This is a genomic window from Paucibacter sp. JuS9, assembly GCF_044043925.2.
Lineage (GTDB): Bacteria > Pseudomonadota > Gammaproteobacteria > Burkholderiales > Burkholderiaceae_C > JAUASW01.
This window is the reverse complement of sequence record NZ_CP194172.1, coordinates 4,292,467-4,317,099: the sequence shown is the minus strand read 5'-3', so window position 1 is coordinate 4,317,099 and position 24,633 is coordinate 4,292,467. Positions and strand designations below refer to the sequence as shown.

Genomic DNA, 24,633 nt, shown 5'->3' with positions numbered 1-24,633 from the left:
GCCGCTCGCGGCTCAGCTTCAACGTTGTGCATCTGGCTGCCGGGAGGCCAAGTGAGGATGGTTCGTTTTGCGCGTGAGCAGCGCTCAGCCGATTGCAAAGGCCGCAGTTCTCTTTGTGGCGCGGCCTGGCGCAACTCGGCCGCCGCCGTTGGTCTGCGTGGCGCCAGTTGTCGTGGCCATGTGGCAAAGGTTGGGCGCGGCATCGTTCTCTTTGCGCGCCGCGTCGTATGGCCAAGCACCAGCCAGGCGCCTCAGCCTTCTGCCACGTGGGTGTTGCTCCGTTTAGCATCTCGCGTCCGCGGCGGCCGATGCTTCGAAGTGGCTCTGCACAACCTGCCGGTCAAGTGGGACGTCCCACGGCGGGCGCCGTTGGGCCGCCTCGCGCAGGCCGTGCCGCCGTGGGCCGCCCCTTACCTTCACCGTTAGGGAGCATAAATACATAGCCGATCTTTCGCCCAAAGAGCTACATGAACTTGCTGCAGTCAATCGTCGAGTGCGCATCGCTGGAGGAGCCATAGCCGGTGCGCTCCTAGGTTTCGCTCTTGCATACCTATTTGGCAGCGGCGTGAACTGCTCCGAAGCAAATAGCGGCGGTTGCTCTTTGCTCATTTGGTTCGTAATGGTGCCAGCGGCACTTCTTACCGAACTCATTGGTTTGTCGTCGCCGGCGCAGTTGGCTCTGCCCTGGTCAATGCCGATGGATCTTGTCCTTTCGCCGGTCTTGAGCGTGGCGTTCGGCGTTGGTATCAACGGCGGAATTGTGGGCGGTCTCGCCGTGTATCTGCTCAGCAGTAAGCCGCGCTTGGCTAGCGTCAGTTCCGCAGAAAATGCACCCTAACCAGTCGCTCAACCGGACCCGCATCGGCATGCCACGGCTGGCCGTCATTTCATTCTCGGCCAGCCGCGTCCTGCCGCTGCGGGCCGGTTAGCTTCAACGTTAGGCGGCTCATGCAGTCCATCGCCCTGCGCACGTTCGGCAAACTTGAGTACCGTGACCCGCGGCCGTTCCTTGTCCGTCTGCGGAAGTTCGAGCTGGAGTTGTCTGCGTCAGCTACACCGGAGCGAGTTCGAAACTTGCGGACGAATAAGCTGAAGGCGGAGCGCGAGCTGCGTGAGGCAGCAATCTTTTGCTATCTCGCGGGGCAGCGGATGGGTACCACAGTGGGCCTTGCTCCTGGCGAAAAGCAAGACTACGACTTCGTAGCTGCTTGGTCGGCTCAAGACCAAGCGTGCTTTGCCCCGGTGCAGCTTAAGGAACTTCCGCCTGAAGCTACAGCTCCTGCCGCCACCTTACAGGACATCATTTCTGGGTTGGGGCAATACACCAGCTCTAGTGAACTTGTGGTCGCAATCCATTTGAATCGTGCAATCTCCTTTGATCCTTCTGCGCTTGCCATTCCACCGTTGCAAATCGCCGAGCTTTGGGCGTTCGGGGCAACATCGCCAGATCAGAATACTTGGGCGCTTTGGGGAGATCTCCTTCGCTCCCCAACCGCTTCGTACCATGCCTACCCCGCCGCCTAACCAGTCGCTCGAGCCGACTCGCGTCGGCAAGCCGCCGCTCGCGGCTCAGCTTCAACGTTGTGCATCAGGCTGCCCGGAGTCCAAGTGAGGATGGTTCGTCGCTCGCGTCAAATCCAGCTGGCCGTTTGCCAAGGCACAGGTTCTGCTTGTGGCGCGGCCTGGCGCAGCTCGATCGCCGTCGCTGCGCCGCATGGCACCAGAGTTCTTGGCCGTGTGGCCAAGCCGGGCGTCATTCGCTTCTCTCTGCGCGGACGGCCCGCATGTTCAAGTACCAGCCGTCGCCTCAGCCGTCTGCCACGTGGGTGTGGCTTCGTTTGGCATCTCGCGCTCGCAGCGGCCGTGCCTTCGAAGTGGCTCTGCACAACCTGCCGGTCAAGCGGGACGTCCCACGGCGGGCGCCGTTGGTCCGCCTTGCGCAGGCAGTGCCGCCGTGGTCCGCCCCTTACCTTCACCGTTAGGCCGCAAAGCCATCACGCCATGAAAAGCACAAGCTACGGGAGCCACACATGACAGCGCCCAAGAACTCTTCCGCTCCGGCTAAGAGATTTCCTAAGACCACACCGGTTGAAGACGCTGCAAAGCCAGCATCCGAGCTGATTGACGCCCGAATCGGGGAACTTCAAGATTGGCGAGGCGAACTGCTGTCTCGCCTGAGGCGCGTGATTAGGAGCGCCGATGCAGGAATTACGGAGGAGTGGAAGTGGAACACTCCCGTTTGGGCCTGCCACGGCATCATTTGCACTGGCGAAAGCTACAAGAATGCTGTCAAGCTCACCTTTCCGAAAGGCGCTTCCGTCAGGGATCCTGCGAACTTGTTCAACTCGAGTCTCGATGGGAACGTGCGGCGGGCAATCGACTTCCCCGCAGGTTGTAGTCTTGACGAGGATGCATTGAAAGCACTCATTCAGGCCGCCATAGCAGTGAACAAGTCGACCGCTGCTAGCAAAGCGAAGAATGCGGCCTAACCTGTCGCTCGAGCCGACTCGCGTCGGCAGGCCGCCGCTCGCGGTTCAGCTTCAACGTTAGGCCGCAGTCAGGGAACAGATGCTCATTGCGAAGAGTCGCCCGAGTCAGATCGTTGCTGCGGTCTTGGCGGTTACGCTGACGGCATTGCCCTTGATCGGGATGCACTTTTACCGACCGAACAAGGCTTCACTTGGGCCCTCGGCTCGGACGATCCTCATTCCAGTTCTGTCGGTAAGTTCCCAGGCCCATCAAGCTAACTCACGTATAGGGCTCAACGCACGCACCGTATTTGCGAGCCTTCGGACAGCGGCACCGCACAAGGTCGAGGAAGAGCACCCTCCCATCGTGCCGACAGAGTCGGAGCAAGTTGCACGCATCCCAGATTCCGGCTCGGCCATTCCGCCCGATCTGCAACCCAGTGGCCCCTTGCGTCTGGATGCTTCAGTTGTGGAACGTGCTGCGAGAGCCAGCAAGAGCGAGATTCGGCGCATGGCGGATGCAAGCGGTGCATACGTTGGCGACAAGCCAATCGCCCAATCTGAACGACTCGCCTCGAGTATGTCGCGTAGCGTGAAGCCGGATTGTCTAGGGCCAAATGCCGGTGGTAGCCTGCTATCGATCTTCGTAATCGCCTACATGGCGGCAGCAGACAAATGCAATTGAACCCGCGGCCTAACCTGTCGCTCGAGCCGACTCGCGTCGGCAGGCCGCCGCTCGCGGCTCAGCTTCAACGTTAGGCCTCGAAATACGCCACATGCGCTACCAGTTCCGACTTACGAAGTACAACCCAGAATTGCGCGAGCCGAATGGCGCGTACATGCTCGATGAATGGACTTCCTACTCTGACGTTGGCCGATCGTTTGCCGGTGTGACGCTCTGCGAGGAGGAGTACCTTCGAGTTGAATCAGCGTATCTGACTTCCCTTGCCAGCTTCTTGGCGGAGTCAGGCATTGCAAGCCTTCGCATCGCCGGTCTAGAGGACTACGGAACTGGCGCCTTGCCGCCGTTCGTCGAGGCTGGCAGAGATCTGAACCTAGGCGAGTGCGTAGCGTTCTCGAAGCTGGCGTTGCGCGAGCGCGTTTGGGCCAAGCTTGTCCGCCCAGGCGTTGCGTACATTCATTTCGGGTACGACTTCTACGTATACCTTGGCTTGCCTAGGCTGTGCCCGGCGGCGCTACAGCACGCGCACGACGCTGGTCTGTTTGCCGAGGCCATTCGATCACCCTACCTGAGAGCGCGGCCTAACCTGTCGCTCGAGCCGACTCGCGTCGGCAAGCCGCCGCTCGCGGCTCAGCTTCAACGTTAGGGCTCAAGGTCGTGCAACGCTCTCCTGCCACTTCTGATCTTGCCGGGTGCTCCGTAGCCGCAGCCGCAGCAATGGTGGTGGCTGCAGGCGCAATCTACTTTGGGCTCTTCTCTTGTGGCGGCTATGCGTGGCACAAGAGTGCCTTCGGAGTCATTGCTGTTGCGGTTGGCGTCGCGGCGGTCGCTATGCCAAGCAGTGTGCTGCACTCCATGCGTCGTAAGGCGATCTTCTTGCTGCTTCTTGGAGCGGGCTACTTCGTGATCGAGGCAGCGACGGCCCCGTTCTATCCGAGCACTCCCGCTTCAGTTGGAGAATACGGCCGTATGTTTCTTCAAGCACTGGAGCTCGGGCCATGCGGTTGAGCCCTAACCAGTCGCTCGAGCCGACTCGCGTCGGCAGGCCGCCGCTCGCGGCTCAGCTTCAACGTTAGGCCTCGCAAATGCCCATGTTTACCGTTGTGTTGGACTACCGCGGCGGCACCTATATCAGCCAGCTTCGAGCGCCAAGCGTGCGCACTGCACAGATTGCCTGGGCCAAATCCTTGGAGCCTGGAGTCGTCTTTGGCCTGGGCGCCAAACGTCTAGTCCAACTTGTGCAAGAAATTGAACAAGATCCATATGGAATCTATGCGCCAGTTGCTCTAAGAGGCCTGACCAACGCATGGTGCTGCGGATCACCATACGGGCTGCTCAACATCATCAAGACTGATTCAACTCAATGACTTTGCAAATTCAAGTTGAACGGGTGGGTTGTGCTGCACGAGCGCGGCCTAACCAGTCGCTCGAGCCGACTCGCGTCGGCAAGCCGCCGCTCGCGGCTCAGCTTCAACGTTAGGCTCGCAAACCCACCAACCCACCTTACCCCATGCGCGCATCAAACCTACTCGCGGTTCTTTTCTGGATCGTTCCCGCTATCGCCGTTTCCCAGGGGCTTACGGCTACCACCGCAGCGGTCGCCGAAGTTCGTGCGCTGCATGAGAAGGTGTTACGCGCTCACCGAGAGAGCAATGTCGAGATACTGCTGGAAGACGAATCAGCCGACTATGTTGTGGCAAGTCGAGGCGAGATAACCAGACCAACACTTCAGCAACGCCGGGAGCGCCTAGGCACATACCTCAGAGCGAGTACGTTCTCTGAATACAGAGACTTGGTCGAACCAGTGGTCTCAGTGTCGGCGGATTCAACGCTTGGCTGGGTGGTTGTTCAAGTCACTGCGCGCGGTAGGCAGAAGACATCCTCGGGTGAGGAAGTACCCATCGAGTTCACGAGCGCCTGGATAGAGCTATACGAGAAGCGTGCGGGCAAATGGCAGCGCACCGGGAATGTCTCAAACTTCAAGCCGTAGCGCCGCAGAATGCGAGAGCCTAACCATTCGCTCAACCGGACCCGCATCGGCATGCCACGGCTGGCCGTCATTTCATTCTCGGCCAGCCGCGTCCTGCCGCCGCGGGCCGGTTAGCTTCAACGTTGTGCATCTGGCTGCCGGGAGTCCAAGTGAGGATGGTTCGTCTTACGCGTGAGCAGCGCTCGGCCAATTGCCTAGGCCGCAGTTCTCTTTGTGGCGCGGCTTGGCACAGTTCGGTCGCCGCTGCTGGTCCAAGTGGCGCCAATCGTCGTGGCCGCGTGGCCAAGGTTGGGCGCGGCATCGTTCTCTTTGCGCGCCGGGCCGCATGGTCAAGAACCAGCCAGGCGCCCCAGCCGTCTGCCACGTGGGTGTTGCTCCGGTTGGCATCCCGCGTTCGCTACCGCCGATGCTTCGAAGTGGCTCTGCACAACCTGCCGGTCAAGCGGGACGTCCCACGGCGGGTGCCGGTGGTCCGCCTTGCGCAGGCCGTGCCGCCGTGGGCCGCCCCTTACCTTCATCGTTAGACCGCAAGAACACAGTAGACCTTCGCCATCGCACATGAAGCCACTCGTTATCCCGCCGGCCGCGCAGCGTGATGAACGCTCAATTCAAATGCTCAGCGCCTGGATCGCGGAGAACGGGCTCCACTGCACGCTGAACATTGGGTTCTTTGATGGGAATGGCCACACTGAAGCCAAAGCTTGGGGCATCCTTCTCGCCGACCTGGTTAGGCACATCGGCAATGCCGTGGCCGAGGAGCGCGGAACGCCTGCGGTGGAAACAATGGCTGCGGTGGTCGCATCCCTCAACAGTGACCTGGACCTGCCAACTTCGAGCTGCGTAGGGGAGTTTCATGTCGGTCATTCGTAGTTCGCGGCCCGTGTTCCTTCGCAAGGACTTGCGGTCTAACCAGTCGCTCGAGCCGACTCGCGTCGGCAGGCCGCCGCTCGCGGCTCAGCTTCAACGTTGTACAGCAGGCTGCCGGGAGGCCAAGTGAGGATGGTCCGTCGTTCGCGTCAGAGCCAGTCGGCCGCTTGCGGAGGCACGAGTTCTCTTTGTGGCACGGTCTGGCGCAGTTCGGTCGCCGCGGTGGCTCCAGATGGCGCCAGTCGTAGTGGCCGCGTGGCAATGGTCGGTCGCTCTTCCGTTCTCTTGGCGCGGAGGCTCGCATGGCAATGCACGCGCCTGTCGCCTCGGGCTTCTGCCGCGTGGGTGTTGCTCCGTTTAGCATCTCGCGTTGTCAGCGGCCGCGCCTTCGAAGTGGCTCTGTACAACCTGCCGGTCAAGTGGGACTGCCCACGGCGGGCGCCGGTGGTCCGCTTGGGTCAGGCCGTGCCGCCGTGGTCAGCCCCTTACCTTCATCGTTAGACCACTCGAAATGAAGCCAGCGTTCCATTTCACGTATGAGAAAGACTGGCGAACTGCGCCTGTAGCGTTCTGGGTGCACGTGCCCGTTCCTGGAACGAGCGAAGCCTGCGACCCTCCTGCTCCAGTTGCAATTCCTCATCTCGGCTATGCAGTCCTCCGCGTGGAGTTCGAGTCTCACGAACTTCAATTCAGCGCATTGGCTCAGTTGGACCACTTCATTGAGGTTCTGTCGCGCAAGCCGCTTCCCACCTCGCGGCAGCTAGCTTTACGTCGGAAGTTGCCGGTAGGCCCAAACAGCCATTGGTTGAGTCGGTTGCCTGCTGAGCTCAAATCGCCTCGAAAGCGAGAGAAGCTGGTGCAAGTGCTGGGCACAATCCGCGAGCAGGTGGCTGGCCCGTGGTCTAACCAGTCGCTCGAGCCGACTCGCGTCGGCAGGCCGCCGCTCGCGGCTCAGCTTCAACGTTAGGCATCACCATGACCTGCGAGAACTGCCACGGTGAGAAATGCAAACTTTGGGCAATTGGTCCGCCGTACCCGACGCTGAGGGAAATGGCGGCTGGAAATCAGATCGCCCTTGTGCGTTGCGATGAGTGCGGGCAGCTCTGGGTCGAATCCTTCTATGAGCCGTTCTCGGCGTTCCGCTACGCGGTTCAGTGGCCTCTCTCTGTCGAGAGGTTTGCCGCTATTCGAAACAAGGACCAAGGCCTTACGCTTTGTCGCTGGCATGAGGCCGAGATCAAAGCCGTTGGAAGCCGAGCCGATGCAAAGACATTGGAGAACATCAATGCACACTTCGAACGCTCTCATGGGCTTGTTGATTTGCGGCCATCAGGTTCACCCAACCAGGTTGAGTTGCGTGCTGCCTAACCTGTCGCTCGAGCCGACTCGCGTCGGCAAGCCGCCGCTCGCGGCTCAGCTTCAACGTTAGACCTCATGTCATCCGAGCAAGAAGCAATGCTGCGAGAGCGAGATTCCCTTCGCGCGAAGTACGGGGATCTGCTTGAGCGCGTGTCGCGCATCCTGTTTGAGGCGGATCCTATCGACCTCAACTACAAGACGAACACTGATGAATACGATTCAGAGGCGGAAACTATTCTTCCTCGGCTTGATGGCGCCGGATCCGCTCAGGATGTGCAGCAGATCGTTCACGAAGAATTTTGCCGTTGGTTCGATGCTGACGAGGTAGGACCGAGTAGCAACTACCAGGCAATTGCCGAATCAATTTGGGAGCTTTGGAATGCTAGTCAACGAGAGGTCTAACCAGTCGCTCGAGCCGACTCGCGTCGGCAAGCCGCCGCTCGCGGCTCAGCTTCAACGTTAGCCATCAAATCAAGGATCGTTCGCCATGCAAGAGCAGGTGCTTAAACGGATTGATGAGTTGCTAGATCAAGGCAACACCATCCTTAGAAGCTACAGAGGTGACGACTACTGGATTAAGGAGATCTCGCAGGCTCAGGCATGGATGACCTCCGCTGCAAATGCCATTCTTCAGATCGCGCCGCCGAAGAGCTTCTATCACGCTGAGATGGACCGACTCGCGACCCATGAGAATTTGAAGAGTGGCATTCCGCTCACCGTCTTTGAGAAGGTCCTTGGCGTGCTTCGCTCCGTGCGAGACGAGGCCAATTCCGGACTGCTAGCGAAGCTGGAGTACCAAGTATTTGCAACCGCATTTGATGACTTTTTGGACCATGCCTCATCTTTCCATAAATCGGGGAAGGTGAGGGAGGCCGCGATACTTGTCTCGTCCGTCCTTGAAGACACCGTGAAGCGCATCGCACAGAAGAACGGAATTGCCGCTAGCGGCGCCTCATTGGAACCTCTGATCGATCAGTTGGTAAATGCAGAAGTATTTACGACTGTGAAGGCGAAGCGGATCAAGTCATATGCCGGCGTAAGGAACTCAGCCCTCCACGCGGAATGGGACAAGCTTGATCTCAAGGACATTGGGCAGGCAATCGAAGGTGTTCGTGAACTTCTTGATGACTATCTGTAGGTGCGAGATGGCTAACCAGTCGCTCGAGCCGACTCGCGTCGGCAAGCCGCCGCTCGCGGCTCAGCTTCAACGTTAGCCATCATGTCAATGCAGCGCAGCGTCCAACAGCAGAACGCTTCAGTCGAGGCCGGGATTCGTGCGGCGGCGGAGAAATTCTCCCAAGGCGCAGCTGGGTTCGCTTGGCTCCACGCCATCCTTCGGGCGAATCGGATGGACGCAGATTCCGGATTGCTTGTTCGCCTTACGGAGATTCCAGATCAAGGAGGCCAACTTGTGGCCGGGCTCTGGCTAACTTCAGCGAGAAGGTTCATTGAGTTTCAAGTTTCACTCTCGCGCGAGAGTGGTGAACTACAAGAAGTTGAACGGTTCCTTGATGTCACGTCATCGATGGCCGTGGAGTCCGGGCAGCGGGGCACGGGGCAATCCTTCGGGTTTCTCGCGCTCAAGGTGCTTGCGGAGGCCCATGATGGCTAACCTGTCGCTCGAGCCGACTCGCGTCGGCAAGCCGCCGCTCGCGGCTCAGCTTCAACGTTAGGCTGCACGGAAGCATTGAGTTATGGCACGATCTGACGCTCTTGAACCGAGGGGGTGAGCATGTTCGAAGCGCATCTATTGGTCACAGCAATTCTGCTGCTGTGTGCGTTTGCATTCCGATTTGCTGGGGCCAGGCCACTGCTCAATACGATTGACTATCGAACCATCGGCGATGCAGCGCAGTTCAATCGCTACGTTGGAACGCGGATGTTTGTCCCTGCAGCAGTAGCGGCTTGCTGCGCTGCAGTTACCTACTGGAACCCGGTGCTTGGGGTGCCGCTGATCTTCGCAATTCCGCTGTCTGTCCTGTGCGTCGTCGTCTGGATTGGCATTGGCAGCAAGCGGTTCTCCGCTAGCACTAGCGGTCGGAGCAAGAGTGCAGCCTAACCTGTCGCTCGAGCCGACTCGCGTCGGCAGGCCGCCGCTCGCGGCTCAGCTTCAACGTTAGGTTGCAGTGACTGCGATGATTAATCACCACATGCATTCTGTACGGCGATCGCTTCTAGGACTGACGGCCGGTGTAGTGACCGCCGCATTCTCGGCACAGTCGAAGGCGGAGTGCACCATCTACCCAGACGCCTATGCACGCGTAAAGATCTGGTCATGCCGGGCTGTTGAGTTAAAGCCATCACCAGTTCGATTAGGAGACCTATATCCGTCTTCTGGTCAGAAGGACCAGGCGGTAGATGTTCCATCAAGCAGGTTTGTGGGCTCATTGTTGGAGGTGGAGTTCCTCGAGGTTTTACCGCCAAGGGGTAAGTGGAGCGCAGCAGCGCACACGCCCTGGCAGACTTGGAAGGTGGGAAAGTGGGCAACCTTGATCACAGAGCAGCAGTCGACGGACGCATGCCGAATCAAAGGGCGGGACTACGTGGTTACCCACCAGGTTTGTTGCGACACCCTTCCGCAGGAGGGAGCATGCATGGTCCCGAGCAGCTTGCAGTTTGTGCGCGTTAATCCACCTGGCTCGGTATCTGAAATTCTGAAGGTCGACCCATATGCTTTCAGCAACAAGCCGTTGCCGCCGCGTGACCGTTGATTTGAGGTATCCGATTGCATCGAGCGAGCCACCTAACCAGTCGCTCGAGCCGACTCGCGTCGGCAGGCCGCCGCTCGCGGCTCAGCTTCAACGTTGTGCATCAGGCTGCCGGGAGTCCAAGTGAGGATGGTTGGTCGTTCGCGTCAAAGCCAGTTGGACGCTTGCGGAGGCACAAGTTCTCCTTGCGGCGAGGCTTGGTGCAGCTCGATCGCCGACGCTGCGCCGCGTGGCGCCAGTGATAGTGGCCGTGTGGCCAAGGTCGGGCGTCATGCGGTTCTCATGGCGCAGCGGCCCGCATGTTCAAGCAACAGCCTGTCGCCTCAGCCGTCTGCCACGTGGGTGTGGCTCCGTTTCGCATCTCGCGTGCGCAGCGGCAGTGCCTTCGAAGTGGCTCTGCACAACCTGCCGGTCAAGTGGGACGTCCCACGGCGGGCGCCGGTGGGCCGTCTTGCGCAGGCTGTGCCGCCGTGGGCCGCCCCTTACCTTCACCGTTAGGTCTCATGAATACGAGTCAGCGCGAGTACGTACTCTGGTCTGGGCATCTGACCGTATACGCGTTGGCTACTTTCTGGACGTTCGTCTCGTACAAGTACAACTGGCTCAACGTCGGAGGCGGGAAGAGCGAATTCATTGAGCTTTGGATACGACTCAGTGGAATCGTTCCGGACGTAGCAATGCTCGCATGGCTAATCGTTGGCGTTGCTCCGTTCATCTACCGAGAGTGGATCAGGCTCTCGGGAAGGACACTTGCAGTTCACTTGCTGTCTTGCTTGCTCGTTGTTCCAGCAATCTTCTTCGCAACAGACTGGTTCTTTCATCGTGGCTTTCCTCGCCCGCCCATGTGAATACCATGCGACCTAACCAGTCGCTCGAGCCGACTCGCGCCGGCAGGCCGCCGCTCGCGGCTCAGCTTCAACGTTAGAGCGCACCAAATGCAAAAGCTAGATCCGGCCTTTATCGCAGCTGAGGAGTTTGTGTGGATGCAGCCCGATGGCAGCTCCAAGCCACTGCATGCGCGAGTCGGTACACCGTACCTGGCCGGAGATGGTGGTTGGGTTTGCCCCGCGGAGCTTGAAGGACTGGATGGCCGATACCCGGATGTAGCGGGAGAGACTTCAATGCAGGCACTGAGCCTGGCCATTGGGCTTGTTTCAGTGCGTCTGGGTCACCTCATAGAGAAGGGCGAGCACCTTGCATATCCAGAGACGCCAGCGTCTAGGCTGGATGCCAAGAATCTCTCAGTAGCGTTCGGCAGCTTGGGGGCAACCAGTGCGCCCTAACCAGTCGCTCGAGCCGACTCGCGTCGGCAGGCCGCCGCTCGCGGCTCAGCTTCAACGTTAGGTCTCAGGAAGGCAATGCCACTTCATCGGTCAATGCGCTCGGTTTGCGAAGCGCGATGCTTCAGGTCCGCCCCGCCAACGCGCGGCTCGGTCCAGCGCACCATGCCGGAGGCATCGTGCGAACAGCCGCTAGAGGCCGTGCCTTCGTTCACCATTCCTTGCCAGTTGGTTGCTGGCGTTTCACGCCGCAGTGCTGCGCCTGGCAGTCAGTCAGTTGAGTGGTCTGCGCGAGTCAGTGCTAAGACGCAATCGCTGGGCCGCAGGCCAGGCCCGTCTAACTCAAATCCAAATGCGGGGCGTTCCTCGCGCGAGTCTGGTTCTTCCGGTTAGTCAGGTCGTGTCGCTTGCCTAAGCTGGCGGTTCCTGCCGCTGCCTCCGGTTGGCCGTGTGGCCAGCAAGAGCCCGAGACCTAACCAGTCGCTCGAGCCGACTCGCGTCGGCAAGCCGCCGCTCGCAGCTCAGCTTCAACGTTGTGCATCAGGCTGCCAAGAGGCCAAGTGAGGATGGTTCGTCGTTCGCGTCAAAGCCAGTTGGCCGTTTGCGGAGGCACAAGTTTTCCTTGTGGCGCGGCCTGGCGTAGCTCGATCGCCGCCGCTGCGCCGCGTGGCGCGAGTGATCGTGGCCGTGTGGCCAAGTCGGGTGTCATTCGCTTCTCCTTGCGCGGGCTGTCCGCATGTTCAAGTACCAGCCTGTCGCCTCAGCCGTCTGCCACGTGGGTGTTGCTCCGGCTAGCATCTCGCGACCGCAGCGGCCGTGCCTTCGAAGTGGCTCTGCACAACCTGCCGGTCAAGCGGGACGTCCCACGGCGGGTGCCGGTGGTCCGCCTTGCGCTGGCCGTGCCGCCGTGGTCCGCCCCTTACCTTCACCGTTAGATTCCTTGAACTGCACTGCGAAGGCCGAGATGCTTCACGAAGGGTTCGAAGTCGCGGTCGGAATGAAGAAGCGTGTATCCGCCTTCGATGCATCGCGTGGCGATGATCGTGTCAATGGTCTTGCGCACGGTGAAGCCAAGAGCGCGCAGTGTTCTGAAATTCTTCGCCGCTTGGATCGCAATGTCCTTGCCGCCAAGTTCCACAACTTCCAGCGAGTCGAGAAGCTTCTTGGCTTGATTGAAATCGCGATCACTCACGAACCCTTGCAAGACCTCGGCCAGGATCAAATCGCCAATTGCCAGTGGCTCACGTCCGAGCAAGCTATCGAGCTTCTCGGTCTGCGCCGTTGCCGCGCCTCGAAAGTAGTCGATCCAGACGCTGGAATCGACAAGAATCACTTGTCGGTTCTCATTGCGCCCAAGTCACCTTCCCAGGTCACTTTGCCGCGAAGTTGGCGTATCTTTTCCTGCTGGCGCAACAGAAGCACGGTGCGCAGCCCAAGTTCCACAGCTTCGCGCTTTGTCTTCAAGCCCGTCGCACGCAACGTATCGTTCATCAACTTGTCGTCAATCTCGATGTTGGTTCGCATTGTGTGTACTCCTTTGAGTTCGAATACACATTCTATCTTCTGCTGGGCAGGTCTCGGCAATGCGCCGGAATCTAACCAGTCGCTCGAGCCGACTCGCGTCGGCAAGCCGCCGTTCGCGGCTCAGCTTCAACGTTAGGCGTCAAATGCCGACTCGATTGCATTTCACCGGCTCTACTTGGTTCGTTTCGTTCGTCGCACTTGTTGTTGCGCTTGGAACGCATCTCCTGCTGGAGAGCATCATTCCAATAGCTGCCTTTGACTGGCTCAACAGTGCGTCGTCGAGCTCGGATCCCTACTACCGCATTGCTGGTGCATCGTATTGGCGGGAGGATTCAATACTTCGGCTGCTGGCCTTTGGCTTCGGTGGGGCCGTGGCTTGCCTACTTGCGTGGTCGAAGTCGAAGTGGCTAGTCGCAAGCCTTGTACTTGTCAGTGTGGCGGCCACTGCTTTTGCTCAGTTTCCGGGAAGGAGCGCTACTTGGGAACTGGTTGTCTGGGCACTATCTGCCCCCGCTGGTGCACTTCTTGTCGGTTTGGCGTTTGCTCGCAATGAACGCGACGCCTAACCTGTCGCTCGAGCCGACTCGCGTCGGCAAGCCGCCGCTCGCGGCTCAGCTTCAACGTTAGCCGTCTCAATGATCAAGGTCGCTTCAGCGGAAGAATTCAAGCGCCTCATCGAGGCGCTCGCATATGACGTTGAGAGCGCCAACATTCACTGGCGCCTATACGTTGGTGTTCACGCCGCAATTGGAGAAAGCCGCTGTGTGTATGAGCAGTCTGCAACTTTCTGGCATCTAACCTTCAATGCTCACACCTTCACAGCGCTGCAGTTTCTGTCGAGGGCATTCGATCAAGAGCAGAGGTCATTGCATCTCCTAAGTTGGCTCAAAACAATTGAGGCCAATCTGCACCTGTTTGAGCCCGAAGAATTCAAGAAGCGTCTTGCGGGCAATCCGTTTGCCGAAAGCTTGGCCGAGTGTTCGCGCTCGCCGGACCCAGACCAACTTAAGGCAGATATCGCGCTTTGCATGGCGACTGACCCCGACGTAAACCTTCTTGTGCGCCACCGCAACAGCATCGGTGCCCACCGGAGTGCCCGAGCGGCCGTCACTGGACTCGCCCCTGATGGCGTACCTGTCGATGTACTTGAAAGGCTGCTGGATCGGGCGCACACGATACTGAATCGCTATTCCAGCTTGTTCGCCGCTTCTACATACTCTCGCCAGATGCTTGGCCATGACGACTACCGCTATGTTGTTTCTTCAGTTTCTCAAGCCGTTGAACGCTCGCGCACTCAGCACGGAGACGGCTAACCTGTCGCTCGAGCCGACGTCCGTCGGCAAGCCTCCGTCCGCGGCTCAGCTTCAACGTTAGGCCGCAAAGCCGTCACGCCATGAAAAGCACAAGCTACGGGAGCCACACATGACAGCGCCCAAGAACTCTTCCGCTCCGGCTAAGAGATTTCCTAAGACCACACCGGTTGAAGACGCTGCAAAGCCAGCATCCGAGCTGATTGACGCCCGAATCGGGGAACTTCAAGATTGGCGAGGCGAACTGCTGTCTCGCCTGAGGCGCGTGATTAGGAGCGCCGATGCAGGAATTACGGAGGAGTGGAAGTGGAACACTCCCGTTTGGGCCTGCCACGGCATCATTTGCACTGGCGAAAGCTACAAGAACGCTGTCAAGCTCACCTTTCCGAAAGGCGCTTCCGTCAGGGATCCTGCGAACTTGTTCAACTCGAGTCTCGATGGGAACGTGCGGCGGGCAATCGACTTCCCCGCAGGTTGTAGTCTTGACGAGGATGCATTGAAAGCACTCATTCAGGCCGCCATAGCAGTGAACAAGTCGACCGCTGCTAGCAAAGCGAAGAATGCGGCCTAACCTGTCGCTCGAGCCGACTCGCGTCGGCAGGCCGCCGCTCGCGGTTCAGCTTCAACGTTGTACCGCAGGCTTAGGGAAGGCCAAGTGAGGATGGTTCGTCGTTCGCGTCAAATCCAGTTGGCCGTTTGCGAAGGCACAAGTTCTTTTTGCGGCGCGGCTTGGCGCAGCTCGGTCGCTGCCGCTGGTCCGCGTGGTGCCAGTGGTCGTGGCCGTGTGGCGAAGATCGGTCGGCGCTTCGTTCTCTTTGCGCGGCGGCCCGCATGGTCAAGCACGGGCCTGCCGCCTCGGGCTTGTGCCACGTGGGTGTTGCTCCGTTTAGCATCTGGCGCTCGCCACGGCGGGCGCTTCGAGGCGGCTCGGTACAACCTGCCGCTCAAGCCGACTCGCGTCGGCAAGCCGCCGCTCGCGGCTTAGCTTCATCGTTAGGCTCACAATTCAATGAATACAGGGGGAGAAATGCACGCTATTGATTCGAGGCCACGCGGCCTATGGTTGGGTGGAATTGCCGCCGCCGTTTCGCTGATTGGGGTGTACGCCCTGTTCACGGGCTCTATCGCGCTGGCTGATCGCTTCTGGTCGGCCGTCATGGATTCGCCGGCGGGGTGGTCTGCATACCTCTACAGCAGCAGAAACACAGCTTGGACGATCTTCTATCCAGTGTGCTTCGTCATTTCCCTATTGGCCGGAATGGTTGGTGCCTGGTTTGGCCCGCGCCGGTCCTTCGCAATGCTGGCTCTGTTGGTTGCGGTTGCGCTCTTCTTGCTTGCGTACTGGATTCCACTTCCTGTGCCGTTCATGCTCGCGCCGGTGCTTCTGCTTGCGTGGGTAGCGGTCTGGGTATTTGGCCTATGTGCTGGTGTCTTGCTGCAGTGGCGTAATGAGCGGCTGGCCTAACCAGTCGCTCGAGCCGACTCGCGTCGGCAAGCCGCCGCTCGCGGCTCAGCTTCAACGTTGGGCGTCTTAGTAGTGATATCGGAGTTGTGCGATCAGAAGAGCATCGCCTTCGACCTTGTAGACCACGCGATGCTCGTCGGTGATCCTGCGAGACCAAAACCCTGAGAGCGCATGCTTGAGCGGTTCAGGTTTGCCGATACCTTCAAATGGCTCTCGCTGGATCTCTCGAATCAGCTTGTTGATGCGGTCAACCATCTTGCGGTCTTGCTTCTGCCAGTAGAGATAGTCTTCCCATGCCTCATCAGCAAAGATCAGCTTCACTTGGTCAGTTCTCGCTCAACGCCTTGGCCGGCGCTCAATTGCGCCGCCGCCGAGATCAAGCGCTTGGCGTTCGCCGGATTGCGAAGCAGATACGCAGTCTCTTCCATGGCCTGGAAGTCCTCGAGTGACAGCATCACCACTGACTGCTCACCATTTCGCGTAATGATGAGGGCCTCATGATCATTGCAAACTCGATCCATGGTGCTGGCCAAGTTGGCGCGGGCGGCCGAGTAGGTAATCGCATCCATTGCAGGGCTCCTTTGTTGTACGCATTATTGTACGCACTCAACGTCGGGTTGTCTAAGGCTCTGGTCAAGACGCCCAACCAGTCGCACGAGCCGACTCGCGTCGGCAAGCCGCCGCTCGCGGCGCAGCTTCAAGGTTAGGCTTCAAGTTCCAACTACCCTTGCGCCATGTTCTCGCACATCTTCATTGGCGTTAGCGACTTTGATCGAGCGCTTGATTTCTATGTACCGCTCATGGCGGCTCTAGGCATTGAGCTGCGCTTCTGCGATCGCAGTCGTCCTTGGGCTGGATGGCAATCGCAGGGGAATCCAAGACCCCTGTTCCTCATTGGCACCCCTTATGACAATCAACCGCCTCACGCTGGCAACGGTCACATGACAGCATTCTTGGCTACAAGTCGAGCGGGCGTGCGCCGCGCCTATCTACTGGCGTTGGCTAACGGGGGCACTTCCGAGGGGGAGCCAGGCTTGAGGCCCCAGTACCACCAAGACTACTATGGCGCCTACTTCCGAGATCCAGATGGAAACAAGCTCTGCATTGCCTGTCATGCTGAAGAGGGAGAGGCCAGCGTCAACGAAAACGCGTAGCCGTTCGCTCGATCCAGCTCCCGTCGGCAACCCCTGCATCGATCGGTGTTCTCCGGCATGCTTGGCATGCCGGAGACAGACGCTCATGTCGAACGACAGGCCACAGAATGCAAGCTCACCATGGGATATGACGCGCTAGTTCGCATCGCTGCTCTTTGTGTCGTTCTCGCAGGTGCCGAGACACTGCATGGGATCGCCAGGACCACGCTCGTCGTTCCGCGCATCGGAAAGGAGCGGGCACTGAAGCTGAGCGCTCTGACAGGCACATGCCTTGCATCTGCAATCTGCTGGCTCTTGGTGCCAGAAATCGGGCTGCAGTCGCCGGGTGCTCATCTGGTCTTGGGTATCGGCCTCGCTGGGTTCATGGCTGGATTTGACATCGCCCTTGGCATGTGGCTTTTGCGTAAATCTTGGGCAAAGATCTGGCCCGACTTCGATCCGCGTACCGGAAACTTCCTGCTGTACGGTTTGCTCGGCTTGTGCTTCATACCGCTGCTGGTTTGGTATGCGAACCACTTGTAGTCATGCCATGCGGCCCAGCCAGCCGCTCGAGCCGTCTCGCGTCAGCAGACCGAGTTCGCGGCTTCTACGATTCAACTTCACCGGACCCTGTATCGTCATACCATGAAGCCCATCCTCACCACCCTCCTGTTCATCGCCACCCTCGCGCAGTCAGTGTCGGCGGCCGACGCGAAGCTCGATACACCCCTGATTGGCTCCTGGTCCGTCGATACGTCCCGGCTGCCGATGGCTCCCGCCGCCCGACCCAAGAGCGTCATGATCACCTTCTCGGAATCAGGTTCAGAGCAGGTGAAGATGAAAGTTGAGGTTGTTGATCCAGCTGGGAATCGCATGGAGGCCGAGGGCATCACACCGCTGGACGGCACGCCAACGCCGGTGAAATCAAACTTCGAGGCTGATATCTCCGCAACCCTCATGCCGAGGCCTGATGTCCTGATCATGCAATTGGGCAAGAACGGCATTCCCGCGTCGACCCGAATCTACGCAGTCCAAGCCGACAGCGCTTCGATGATTGAAACAGTTGCCTACTTTGGTGCGGACGGCCGCCCGGTGCTGCGCAAGAACTACTTCTCCCGCGTTCGCTGAGCGTGCAGGCGTCCAAGCAGTTGCTCAAGCCGACTCGCGTTTTCAGGCCGCCGGGTGACGCGCATCTTCAACGGTAAGCATTGGAAATCCGCTCATGCGTCGCGCAGCAGACCTGCCCAATATCGGTCCCAAGTCAGAGCAGATGCTTGCCCAGGCGGGAATTACGAGCCTTGCGAAGCTGCAGGAGTTGGGTGCGGTGCCTGCGTTCTGCCAGGTCAAGCGTGCTGGCGCAAATGCGAGCTTGAACTTGCTTTGGGCTTTGGAGGGCGCGATCTTGGGGATTCCGTGGCAACAGGTTGCGCGCGAGCATCGAACAAGCCTTCTGTTGGCCCTTGAGGACTACGAGCGTGATGGACATTCATGAAAACTCTCAAAGGCACCGCACTATCCAGGCTGGTTCTCATGGCCCTTGCCGTCGCGAGCTCAGGACAGGCGCAGAGTCAAAGCCAAGGCTCGAACTGGGCTCAGGACTGTCGCGCCCGCGGCGGTCAGGTGGTTGAGTATCGAGTGAGCAGAGTCAAGGAAGGCGTTCCCTTGCACCTGAATGCACCGGCTGTACCCGCTGAGAAACGCGATGCAGCATGGGACGAGTACGCCTGCGCGTACCGGAAGGCTGCCGATCTCGTCGTGGACAAGAAACTCTGCATCCGATTGGCTCCGTGACAACCGCGCACATACCTTCGCACCTGGTCGACTTCTGGAGTGCTTTCTCCAACTCCATCGGTGGCATTGAAACTGCGCGCTTCTACGAGGCATGCATCTTCGGCGATAGTGAGGAACTGGCGAATGAGCTAGCCGCACTCGTGCTGCGGGGCGTCAAGCGCGCAACAGCGGCGTCGGTATGGTCCTGTGAAGGGGAGGGCAAACGACTTCCCGTTCCAGGCGATCTGAGTATCGTCACGAACTGGGCTGGCAGCCCTCTGTGCATCATTGAAACCGAAGCGGTCGAGCTTGTGCCCTTCAACGAAGTCAGCGCCGAGTTTGCAGCCACAGAAGGTGAAGGGGATGGCTCGTTGTCGTTCTGGCGAGAAGCGCACAGACAGTACTTCACCCGCGAATGCTCACGGGCAGGCCGTCAGTTCAGCGAAGACATGCTTGTTGCCTGTGAGCGGTTCAAGCTTGTCTATCGGCCTTCAATCAGCTCGGTCTGACCAGCTCCTGGTGTCGACTGGCGCCGGCAAGAGTCAGCTGGCTTGCCTGCTGCGAGCGTGTCACCCGTCATCACGAGAGCGATTCCATGTTGCGAGCGGTCTCCCGCAGCCGCTGCTCATCGAGGATGTCGATGCGGTAGCCTCGTGTGGCGATGCAGCCCAGCGTCCGGAGCCGCGCCAGGCTGCGCGACAGCGTTTCTGGCGAGGTGCTCAGCTCGGAGGCCAGCAGGTTTTTGCGCTGCGCCAGCACGACATGCGGGCCTTCGGGCGACGGCGAGGCGGAGCTGAGGATCCAGCCGGCCAGGCGGCCGAGCACGTCCTTGCTGGCGAGATCGCGTTTGGCCTGGGTCTCGTGCTTTACGCGCTCGGCCATGCTGGCCAGGATCAGCCGGTACAGCCGCGGATGCTGCGTGCAGACATCTTCCACCCGCGTCGCGGGAAACTCGTAGACGACTGCGTCGGTCGCCGCCACGGCCGACTCCAGGTAGGGCCCACGCAGCCAGGCACTGCACACATCCAGCCAGGCTCCGGAGCGCACGGTGCGCGTCTGATGCCAGGTTTGCTGCTCGTCCCAGTAGCCGATGGAGGCCTGGCCATGCGCCAGCAGCCATGCCGCGCCCGCATGCCTGTTCAGGCGCAGGATGGGCACCTTGGCCGCAAAGCTGTGGCGCGCTGCAATCTGCGCGAGCGCATCGAGCTCCTCGTCCTCGATGAAGGCCGGCGCGAAGGCCCGCTTGAGCGCCTCTCTCACCGAGTCGGGGCCGGCGCGTTCCGGCGCCGGCAGATTGAAGTCGTGCGAGCGAGCGAATGGATTGCCAGAGGCTGAAGCCGTGTGTTGAGTCATGAGAGTTCCCCTATTGCCGGTTCAACTCTCGCGGATTGCCGGGCGCATGGGATTGCCCCACATCAACCAAGCAAATCACTCAACTTTGATGGCCGTCAGCGAATCTGCAGATTCGGGCGGGGCCACGCAACCTGCCCGCTCGGCCAGGCGCGCTCGGCTAAGCAAGGGCGCCGAAGAAGCCCAGCGGGCTCTTGCTGAGTGCCACCGAGACAATCCAGCCCGCGCTCAACAGGGCCGCCAGCCAGGCCAGCAGTCGCACGGAGCGCGGTCTGCCCGGCCGTAGTGCCACGACACCCAGGCCGATGTAGACCAGCAGCCCGATGATCTTGGCCAGCAGCCAGGGCGCGGTCTCGGGTGAGGCCTTGATCATCGAGGCCAACACCAGCGCCGAGAGCAGCAGCACCGAATCCACGATGTGCGGAATCGTTCGCGCCGGCGGCTGGTTCACCCAGCCAGCGCCCATGAGCGATGCGGCGCCGCGCGCGAAGAAGCCGGTCAGCGAGAGCGCGACTGCACCTTGGTGGATGAGCTTGACGCTGAAGTAGTCCATGGGCTTATCCCGGGCGGCCGTCGAGGCGGGGGCGCGAGAGCACTGGCCAGTAGCGGATCGCATAGAGCCCGAAGCCTGCCGACCAGAGCACGGCCGAGCCCTGCACTGCGGTCATCAGCAGCGAGGGCTGGATGAGCGGCACCGTGACGCGCACCAGGGCTGCCAGGGCCACGAGCACATAGCTGGCCGTGTCGTACCTGTCCGCGAGCAGCGGTCGCGCCGTATGCCCGCGCGCGGTGCGGGTCATCATGCCGATGATCAGCCCGCCCACGGCGCCCACCGTCAGCGCATGGGTGGCCAGCGTTGGCGCCACGTGGCCGAGCAGGCCCAGCGCGCGCAGCAACAGGTGGATCGGAATCCACAGATAGGCCAGGTGCAGCACCCAGACCAGCGGCGTCTTCAGCGTCTTCCAGGGCCGCCACTGCAGCCAGCGCCAGAGCTGGGCCGCGCTGGCCAGCGCGGCGATCACGGCGAGAGTCAGGCTGTTCAAACCAATGACATCAGCGGCAAGCAGGGCCAGGGTGAGGCCCAGTGCGGCGCGCTCGGTGCCCACATGCCTGGTCGCGCCGGCGCCCGGAATGCCGTTGTTGGTGAACATCGGGATGACGCGCCCGCCCATCACCGCCATGATGAAGAGCACCACGTCCAGCGCGACCTGGATGCCCAGCAACGGGCCTTGCTGCGTCAGCTGCATCTGCGAGAAGTGGACCACGCCGGCCGCCACAGCGATCAACAGCAGCAGGCCCACGAAGAAGTAGTTGCGGCGATTGCCCGAGCGGTAGAAAGGCAGGGCCAGGCAGGCCGCGGCCGCGAGCGGGAAGGCGATATTGCAGGCAGCGGCCAGCCCCGCGTAGGGTGTCAGCACCAAGACGCGGGCCGCCAGCCACAGCGCCGCGAGCGCGGCCAGGAATCTGCCGGTCGGTGTCGGCAGGTTCGACCAGTTCTTGCCCGCGGTGAACAGGAAGCCGACGATGACCGCGAGCGTGAAGCCGAACACCATCTCATGCGCATGCCAGATCGGGCCGGCCAGATAGGCATGTGGCAGCAGGCCCGAGAACTGCAAGGTCCAGAGCGGAATCGACAAGGCGGCGAAGGCGCTGGCCAGCAGGTAGAACGGCCGGAAGCCGAGCTCGAAAAGCGCGAAGCGGCGTTGCACCTGCACGCGCGGTTCATGGATTTGTATCAAGGGCATGGCGATCAGGTCTTTGTTATGGAGGCGTGCACGCGCCGCCATGTGTGGGCGGGGCCTCCGGGCCGGCATACGGATAGCTGGCGGCGCTCATCTGGGCGTCCCCGCCTGCTTCGCCAGTGTCTGGAAATGCAGGACGTTTGCCAGTCGGGTCTTGTTGCGCGTGATGTCGGCCAAGGTGTAGCCGTCGAGCGCAGCGTAGAAGGCGTTGACTGCTTCGGCCAGCACGCCTTTGAGCTGGCAGCAGGCGACGATGGCGCAATTGCTCTGGGCATCCGAAAAGCACTCGGCTGGCATTGCTGCACCTTCGGTGTCGCGCACCACGCGGCCAATGCAGATCTCGCCAGCCGGCATCGCCAGCAGCATGCCGCCGCCCTTGCCGCGCAGCGTCGAGATCCAACCGCTCCTAGCCAGGAAGTGCACGACCTTGGTCAGGTGATGTTCTGACACTTCGAAGGCCGCCGCGATTTCCGAGATCGTGGCCCGGCGATCAGGATCAGCGGCCAGGAACATCAGCACGCGCAGGCTGTAGTCGGTGAATGCGGTGAGCTTCATGATGCTGACGGGGGCACAGGGCCCCATCCATTCTTTCTCGATCAGGTCTTGCCGGTGGCGTTGCGTGCCGCTGGCCGCCAGACAGATAGATCTGCCCTCCGAGGCCACCGAACGACAGGACGGAGAAGAGGTCGAGCAGAGGCCACAGCCTGCAGTCGCACTTCATGGCTTGCTACTGAGGCAATGAAGGTGCATTGGCAATGCATCTATTGTAAAAGCAGGATGTCCTTCTGCGTTGATTCGAATCAAAGAGCTTGAGGGCAAGGCGGGGGCTTGCGGGGACAATCACGCCATGGCCCTGCAATACAAGACCCTGCCCGTCACCGCCTTCCAGCAGAACTGCTCCGTCGTCTGGTGCGATGAAACGCTGGACGCGGCGGTGATCGACCCTGGTGGCGAGCTGCCGAAGTTGCTGGACTTCGTTGCGCGCCAGGGGCTCACATTGAAGGCGATCTGGCTGACCCATGCGCACATCGACCATGCCGGCGGCACCGGCGAGCTCGCGCGCACGAAAGGCCTGCCCATCATCGGCCCGCATCCTGGCGACCAGTTCTGGATCGACGGCCTGGCGCAGCAGAGCGCGATGTTCGGCTTTCCGGCGGTCGAGCCGTTCAAGCCCACGCAGTGGCTGGCTGACGGCGACCAGGTGCAGATCGGCCAGCAGACCTTGAACGTGCGCCATTGCCCCGGCCACACGCCGGGCCATGTGGTCTTTCATTCCGAGAGCGCCGGGCGTGCCTTCGTCGGCGACGTGCTGTTTGCCGGCGGCGTGGGCCGCAGCGACTTCCCGGGCGGCGACCATGCCACGCTGATCCGCTCGATCACAGAGCGGCTCTGGCCCATGGGGGACGCGACGGTCTTCATTCCCGGCCATGGCCCGGAGAGCAGCTTCGGTACCGAGCGGCGGACCAACCCCTATGTGCGCGGCACCTGAGCCGCGCCTGGCTCGGCGTCAGCGCAGCGGGCCGGCCACCTCGAAGCGCTGCGGCGGCTTGGCCGAGCGCTCATAGAGCCCTTGCACCTTGGGCAGGCTCAGCTGGATTTCCTTGATCCGCGTCTTGCTCGATGGATGGGTCGAGAGAAACTGCGGCGGTGCGCCCTTGGCGGCCTGGGTCATCTTCTCCCACAGGCTGACGCCCGCAGCGGGGTCGTAGCCGGAACGCGCGGCCAGCTCCATGCCCACCAGGTCGGCCTCGCTCTCGTCACTTCGGCTGTAGGTCAGGGTCAGGAGATTGGCGCCGACCTGCATCGCAGCATCGCCCAGATTGCCCAGCCCCAGCAGGTTTGACAACAGATTGGCGCCTACTCTTGTGCCGGTGGTCTTGGCCATGCGTTCGCGTGCATGTTCGCGCAGGGCGTGGGCGATCTCATGGCCCATGATGGTGGCCACCTCATCGTCGCTCAGCTTGAGCTTTTCGAGGATGCCGTAATAGAAGGCGATCTTGCCGCCCGGCATGCAGAAGGCATTGAGCTGCGGGCTCACCACCAGGTTGACTTCCCATTTCCACTGCTGGGCCCGATCGTTCCAGGGCAGCGCAAAGGGAATCATGCGTGCGGCAATGCTGCGCAGTCGGCGGGTCTGCGGATGGTCCGGGGGCAGCAAGGCGCGCTTGCCAGCCTCCTGGCCCATCATCTGCTGGTACTGCTGGGCCGCGCCCTGCTCGACCTGCGCAGCCGGTATCAGGTCGACAGCCCAGCTCTTCTTGCCCACGTCCACGCCCTCGCGGGCCCAGGCAGGCAGCACCGCCGCGGCGAGCAGCCCGCCCGTGAAGAGCCGCCGCCCGCGAGCGCGACAGTTGCAGTGGCCAAAGCCGTGAACGGGTGTTCCCGCCGCGGAGGCATTGGCGTCGGGATCGAAGGGGAGAAGGTCGTCAAACATGCGCCCATTCTGCGATACAAAGCCCGGGCATTGCCGAGGCCCGACAATAGTCACCATGCAGCCGTCGCCTGTTCCCGATGCCGTCAAGTTCCGTGCCGCCCTGGGCATGTTCGCCACCGGCGTCACCATCATCACCGCCCGGGCCGCCGACGGCAGCCTGGTGGGCCTGACCGCCAACTCCTTCAACTCGGTGTCGCTGTCGCCGCCCCTGGTGCTCTGGAGCCTGGCGAAGCAGGCCGGCTCGATGCCGGTGTTCAGCCGCGGCTCGCATTACGCGATCAACATCCTGGCGGCCGACCAGAAGGACCTGGCCCAACGTTTCGCCACCCGCGACATCGACCGTTTCGCCGGTTTGAAGTTTCGCGACGGCGCCGGTGGCGCACCGGTGCTGGACGGCGTGGCCGCCTGGTTTGAATGCGCCAACCGCAGCCAGTACGAGGAGGGCGACCACGTGATCTTCGTCGGCGAGGTCGAGCATTGCGGCCGTCGCGAAGGCGCGCAGCCGCTGATCTTCCACGGTGGCCGCTACTACACCGAACTGCCGATCTGAA

The 24,633-nt window shown here is 61.0% G+C and carries 32 protein-coding genes; 23 read left to right on the top strand and 9 right to left on the bottom strand.

Features of this window, described 5'->3' with window-relative positions:
- The first annotated feature begins 948 nt into the window (after positions 1 to 948).
- The 12 genes from ABT392_RS19245 to ABT392_RS19190 all read left to right on the top strand — a co-directional run bounded on the left by ABT392_RS19245 (position 949) and on the right by ABT392_RS19190 (position 11,357).
- Positions 949 to 1,524 carry a hypothetical protein gene (locus ABT392_RS19245; protein ID WP_395384898.1) on the top strand — a complete coding sequence of 192 codons (576 nt, stop codon included), beginning with the start codon at positions 949 to 951 and terminating at the stop codon, positions 1,522 to 1,524.
- A gap of 506 nt (positions 1,525 to 2,030) precedes the next feature.
- Positions 2,031 to 2,489, top strand: coding sequence for a DUF1801 domain-containing protein (locus tag ABT392_RS19240; protein ID WP_334279717.1), 459 nt, complete (start codon positions 2,031 to 2,033; stop codon positions 2,487 to 2,489).
- 755 nt (positions 2,490 to 3,244) lie between these two features.
- A complete protein-coding gene (locus tag ABT392_RS19235; protein WP_395384899.1) occupies positions 3,245 to 3,796 on the top strand; it encodes a hypothetical protein in 552 nt (183 codons plus the stop codon).
- A 439-nt stretch (positions 3,797 to 4,235) separates the two neighbouring features.
- Positions 4,236 to 4,517, top strand: coding sequence for a hypothetical protein (locus ABT392_RS19230; RefSeq protein ID WP_395384900.1), 282 nt, complete (start codon positions 4,236 to 4,238; stop codon positions 4,515 to 4,517).
- A gap of 143 nt (positions 4,518 to 4,660) precedes the next feature.
- Positions 4,661 to 5,140 (top strand): nuclear transport factor 2 family protein, encoded by a 480-nt coding sequence (locus tag ABT392_RS19225; RefSeq protein WP_464970845.1) that lies wholly within the window; start codon positions 4,661 to 4,663, stop codon positions 5,138 to 5,140.
- 558 nt (positions 5,141 to 5,698) lie between these two features.
- Entirely contained in the window at positions 5,699 to 6,010 is a 312-nt protein-coding gene (locus ABT392_RS19220; RefSeq protein WP_395384901.1) for a DUF5076 domain-containing protein, read from the top strand.
- Between the two features lie 972 nt (positions 6,011 to 6,982).
- On the top strand, positions 6,983 to 7,375 hold the full coding sequence (locus tag ABT392_RS19215) for a hypothetical protein (RefSeq protein ID WP_395384902.1): 393 nt from the start codon (positions 6,983 to 6,985) through the stop codon (positions 7,373 to 7,375).
- Between the two features lie 66 nt (positions 7,376 to 7,441).
- Positions 7,442 to 7,768 (top strand): hypothetical protein, encoded by a 327-nt coding sequence (locus ABT392_RS19210; protein WP_395384903.1) that lies wholly within the window; start codon positions 7,442 to 7,444, stop codon positions 7,766 to 7,768.
- Between the two features lie 85 nt (positions 7,769 to 7,853).
- Complete coding sequence (locus tag ABT392_RS19205) at positions 7,854 to 8,504, top strand: hypothetical protein (RefSeq protein ID WP_395384904.1); 651 nt, start codon at positions 7,854 to 7,856, stop codon at positions 8,502 to 8,504.
- A gap of 81 nt (positions 8,505 to 8,585) precedes the next feature.
- Positions 8,586 to 8,978 (top strand): hypothetical protein, encoded by a 393-nt coding sequence (locus ABT392_RS19200; protein ID WP_464970844.1) that lies wholly within the window; start codon positions 8,586 to 8,588, stop codon positions 8,976 to 8,978.
- A gap of 120 nt (positions 8,979 to 9,098) precedes the next feature.
- The gene (locus ABT392_RS19195) at positions 9,099 to 9,425 is read left to right on the top strand and encodes a hypothetical protein (protein WP_395384906.1); all 327 of its coding nucleotides are present in this window, start codon (positions 9,099 to 9,101) and stop codon (positions 9,423 to 9,425) included.
- A 1,584-nt stretch (positions 9,426 to 11,009) separates the two neighbouring features.
- Entirely contained in the window at positions 11,010 to 11,357 is a 348-nt protein-coding gene (locus ABT392_RS19190; protein WP_464970843.1) for a DUF6968 family protein, read from the top strand.
- Positions 11,358 to 12,285: 928 nt separating this feature from the next.
- On the opposite strand, the gene vapC is transcribed toward ABT392_RS19190, so the two are convergent.
- Together vapC and ABT392_RS19180 are read right to left on the bottom strand one after the other, a co-directional pair.
- Positions 12,286 to 12,687, bottom strand: a complete 402-nt coding sequence (gene vapC, locus ABT392_RS19185; protein WP_334279719.1) for a type II toxin-antitoxin system VapC family toxin — start codon at positions 12,685 to 12,687, stop codon at positions 12,286 to 12,288.
- Positions 12,684 to 12,878, bottom strand: a complete 195-nt coding sequence (locus ABT392_RS19180; protein ID WP_334279718.1) for a type II toxin-antitoxin system VapB family antitoxin — start codon at positions 12,876 to 12,878, stop codon at positions 12,684 to 12,686. Before ABT392_RS19180 ends, vapC begins: the two co-directional genes overlap by 4 nt.
- A gap of 635 nt (positions 12,879 to 13,513) precedes the next feature.
- Between ABT392_RS19180 and ABT392_RS19175 the strand changes: the two genes are divergently transcribed.
- From ABT392_RS19175 to ABT392_RS19165, 3 genes are all read left to right on the top strand, one after another.
- The gene (locus tag ABT392_RS19175) at positions 13,514 to 14,191 is read left to right on the top strand and encodes an AbiU2 domain-containing protein (RefSeq protein ID WP_395384907.1); all 678 of its coding nucleotides are present in this window, start codon (positions 13,514 to 13,516) and stop codon (positions 14,189 to 14,191) included.
- A 109-nt stretch (positions 14,192 to 14,300) separates the two neighbouring features.
- Positions 14,301 to 14,759 (top strand): DUF1801 domain-containing protein, encoded by a 459-nt coding sequence (locus ABT392_RS19170; RefSeq protein ID WP_334279717.1) that lies wholly within the window; start codon positions 14,301 to 14,303, stop codon positions 14,757 to 14,759.
- A gap of 438 nt (positions 14,760 to 15,197) precedes the next feature.
- Positions 15,198 to 15,653: a hypothetical protein gene (locus tag ABT392_RS19165; protein WP_395384908.1), complete on the top strand. Its 456-nt coding sequence runs from the start codon at positions 15,198 to 15,200 to the stop codon at positions 15,651 to 15,653.
- A 66-nt stretch (positions 15,654 to 15,719) separates the two neighbouring features.
- Here ABT392_RS19165 and ABT392_RS19160 read toward each other — a convergent pair whose 3' ends face one another.
- Entirely contained in the window at positions 15,720 to 15,974 is a 255-nt protein-coding gene (locus ABT392_RS19160; protein WP_395384909.1) for a Txe/YoeB family addiction module toxin, read from the bottom strand.
- Positions 15,971 to 16,222: a type II toxin-antitoxin system Phd/YefM family antitoxin gene (locus ABT392_RS19155; RefSeq protein WP_334279715.1), complete on the bottom strand. Its 252-nt coding sequence runs from the start codon at positions 16,220 to 16,222 to the stop codon at positions 15,971 to 15,973. Before ABT392_RS19155 ends, ABT392_RS19160 begins: the two co-directional genes overlap by 4 nt.
- A gap of 165 nt (positions 16,223 to 16,387) precedes the next feature.
- Here ABT392_RS19155 and ABT392_RS19150 point away from each other — a divergent pair, with 165 nt between their 5' ends.
- The 6 genes from ABT392_RS19150 (at position 16,388) to ABT392_RS19125 (ending at position 19,065) form a co-directional block, all read left to right on the top strand.
- On the top strand, positions 16,388 to 16,807 hold the full coding sequence (locus tag ABT392_RS19150; RefSeq protein WP_334279714.1) for a VOC family protein: 420 nt from the start codon (positions 16,388 to 16,390) through the stop codon (positions 16,805 to 16,807).
- A gap of 66 nt (positions 16,808 to 16,873) precedes the next feature.
- Positions 16,874 to 17,329 carry a hypothetical protein gene (locus ABT392_RS19145; RefSeq protein ID WP_334279713.1) on the top strand — a complete coding sequence of 152 codons (456 nt, stop codon included), beginning with the start codon at positions 16,874 to 16,876 and terminating at the stop codon, positions 17,327 to 17,329.
- A gap of 102 nt (positions 17,330 to 17,431) precedes the next feature.
- Positions 17,432 to 17,914 carry a hypothetical protein gene (locus tag ABT392_RS19140; RefSeq protein WP_334279712.1) on the top strand — a complete coding sequence of 161 codons (483 nt, stop codon included), beginning with the start codon at positions 17,432 to 17,434 and terminating at the stop codon, positions 17,912 to 17,914.
- 94 nt (positions 17,915 to 18,008) lie between these two features.
- A complete protein-coding gene (locus tag ABT392_RS19135; RefSeq protein WP_395384911.1) occupies positions 18,009 to 18,278 on the top strand; it encodes a TfoX/Sxy family protein in 270 nt (89 codons plus the stop codon).
- Complete coding sequence (locus ABT392_RS19130; protein WP_334279710.1) at positions 18,275 to 18,577, top strand: hypothetical protein; 303 nt, start codon at positions 18,275 to 18,277, stop codon at positions 18,575 to 18,577. Before ABT392_RS19135 ends, ABT392_RS19130 begins: the two co-directional genes overlap by 4 nt.
- Complete coding sequence (locus tag ABT392_RS19125) at positions 18,574 to 19,065, top strand: ASCH domain-containing protein (protein WP_334279709.1); 492 nt, start codon at positions 18,574 to 18,576, stop codon at positions 19,063 to 19,065. The genes ABT392_RS19130 and ABT392_RS19125 overlap by 4 nt, the downstream gene beginning before the upstream one ends.
- Before the next feature lie 70 nt (positions 19,066 to 19,135).
- On the opposite strand, the gene ABT392_RS19120 is transcribed toward ABT392_RS19125, so the two are convergent.
- From ABT392_RS19120 to ABT392_RS19105, 4 genes are all read right to left on the bottom strand, one after another.
- Positions 19,136 to 19,909, bottom strand: a complete 774-nt coding sequence (locus tag ABT392_RS19120; RefSeq protein WP_395384912.1) for a Crp/Fnr family transcriptional regulator — start codon at positions 19,907 to 19,909, stop codon at positions 19,136 to 19,138.
- 157 nt (positions 19,910 to 20,066) lie between these two features.
- Positions 20,067 to 20,459: a SirB2 family protein gene (locus ABT392_RS19115; RefSeq protein ID WP_395384913.1), complete on the bottom strand. Its 393-nt coding sequence runs from the start codon at positions 20,457 to 20,459 to the stop codon at positions 20,067 to 20,069.
- A 4-nt stretch (positions 20,460 to 20,463) separates the two neighbouring features.
- Entirely contained in the window at positions 20,464 to 21,651 is a 1,188-nt protein-coding gene (locus ABT392_RS19110) for an NnrS family protein (protein WP_395384914.1), read from the bottom strand.
- Positions 21,652 to 21,738: 87 nt separating this feature from the next.
- Positions 21,739 to 22,203, bottom strand: coding sequence for an Rrf2 family transcriptional regulator (locus ABT392_RS19105; RefSeq protein ID WP_334279705.1), 465 nt, complete (start codon positions 22,201 to 22,203; stop codon positions 21,739 to 21,741).
- Positions 22,204 to 22,495: 292 nt separating this feature from the next.
- Here ABT392_RS19105 and ABT392_RS19100 point away from each other — a divergent pair, with 292 nt between their 5' ends.
- Positions 22,496 to 23,137 (top strand): MBL fold metallo-hydrolase, encoded by a 642-nt coding sequence (locus ABT392_RS19100; protein ID WP_334279704.1) that lies wholly within the window; start codon positions 22,496 to 22,498, stop codon positions 23,135 to 23,137.
- A gap of 18 nt (positions 23,138 to 23,155) precedes the next feature.
- Here the strand turns inward: ABT392_RS19100 and ABT392_RS19095 are convergent, their stop codons facing one another.
- Complete coding sequence (locus ABT392_RS19095) at positions 23,156 to 24,082, bottom strand: M48 family metalloprotease (protein ID WP_334279703.1); 927 nt, start codon at positions 24,080 to 24,082, stop codon at positions 23,156 to 23,158.
- A gap of 55 nt (positions 24,083 to 24,137) precedes the next feature.
- Between ABT392_RS19095 and ABT392_RS19090 the strand changes: the two genes are divergently transcribed.
- The gene (locus ABT392_RS19090) at positions 24,138 to 24,632 is read left to right on the top strand and encodes a flavin reductase family protein (protein ID WP_395384915.1); all 495 of its coding nucleotides are present in this window, start codon (positions 24,138 to 24,140) and stop codon (positions 24,630 to 24,632) included.
- Position 24,633: the final 1 nt, after the last annotated feature.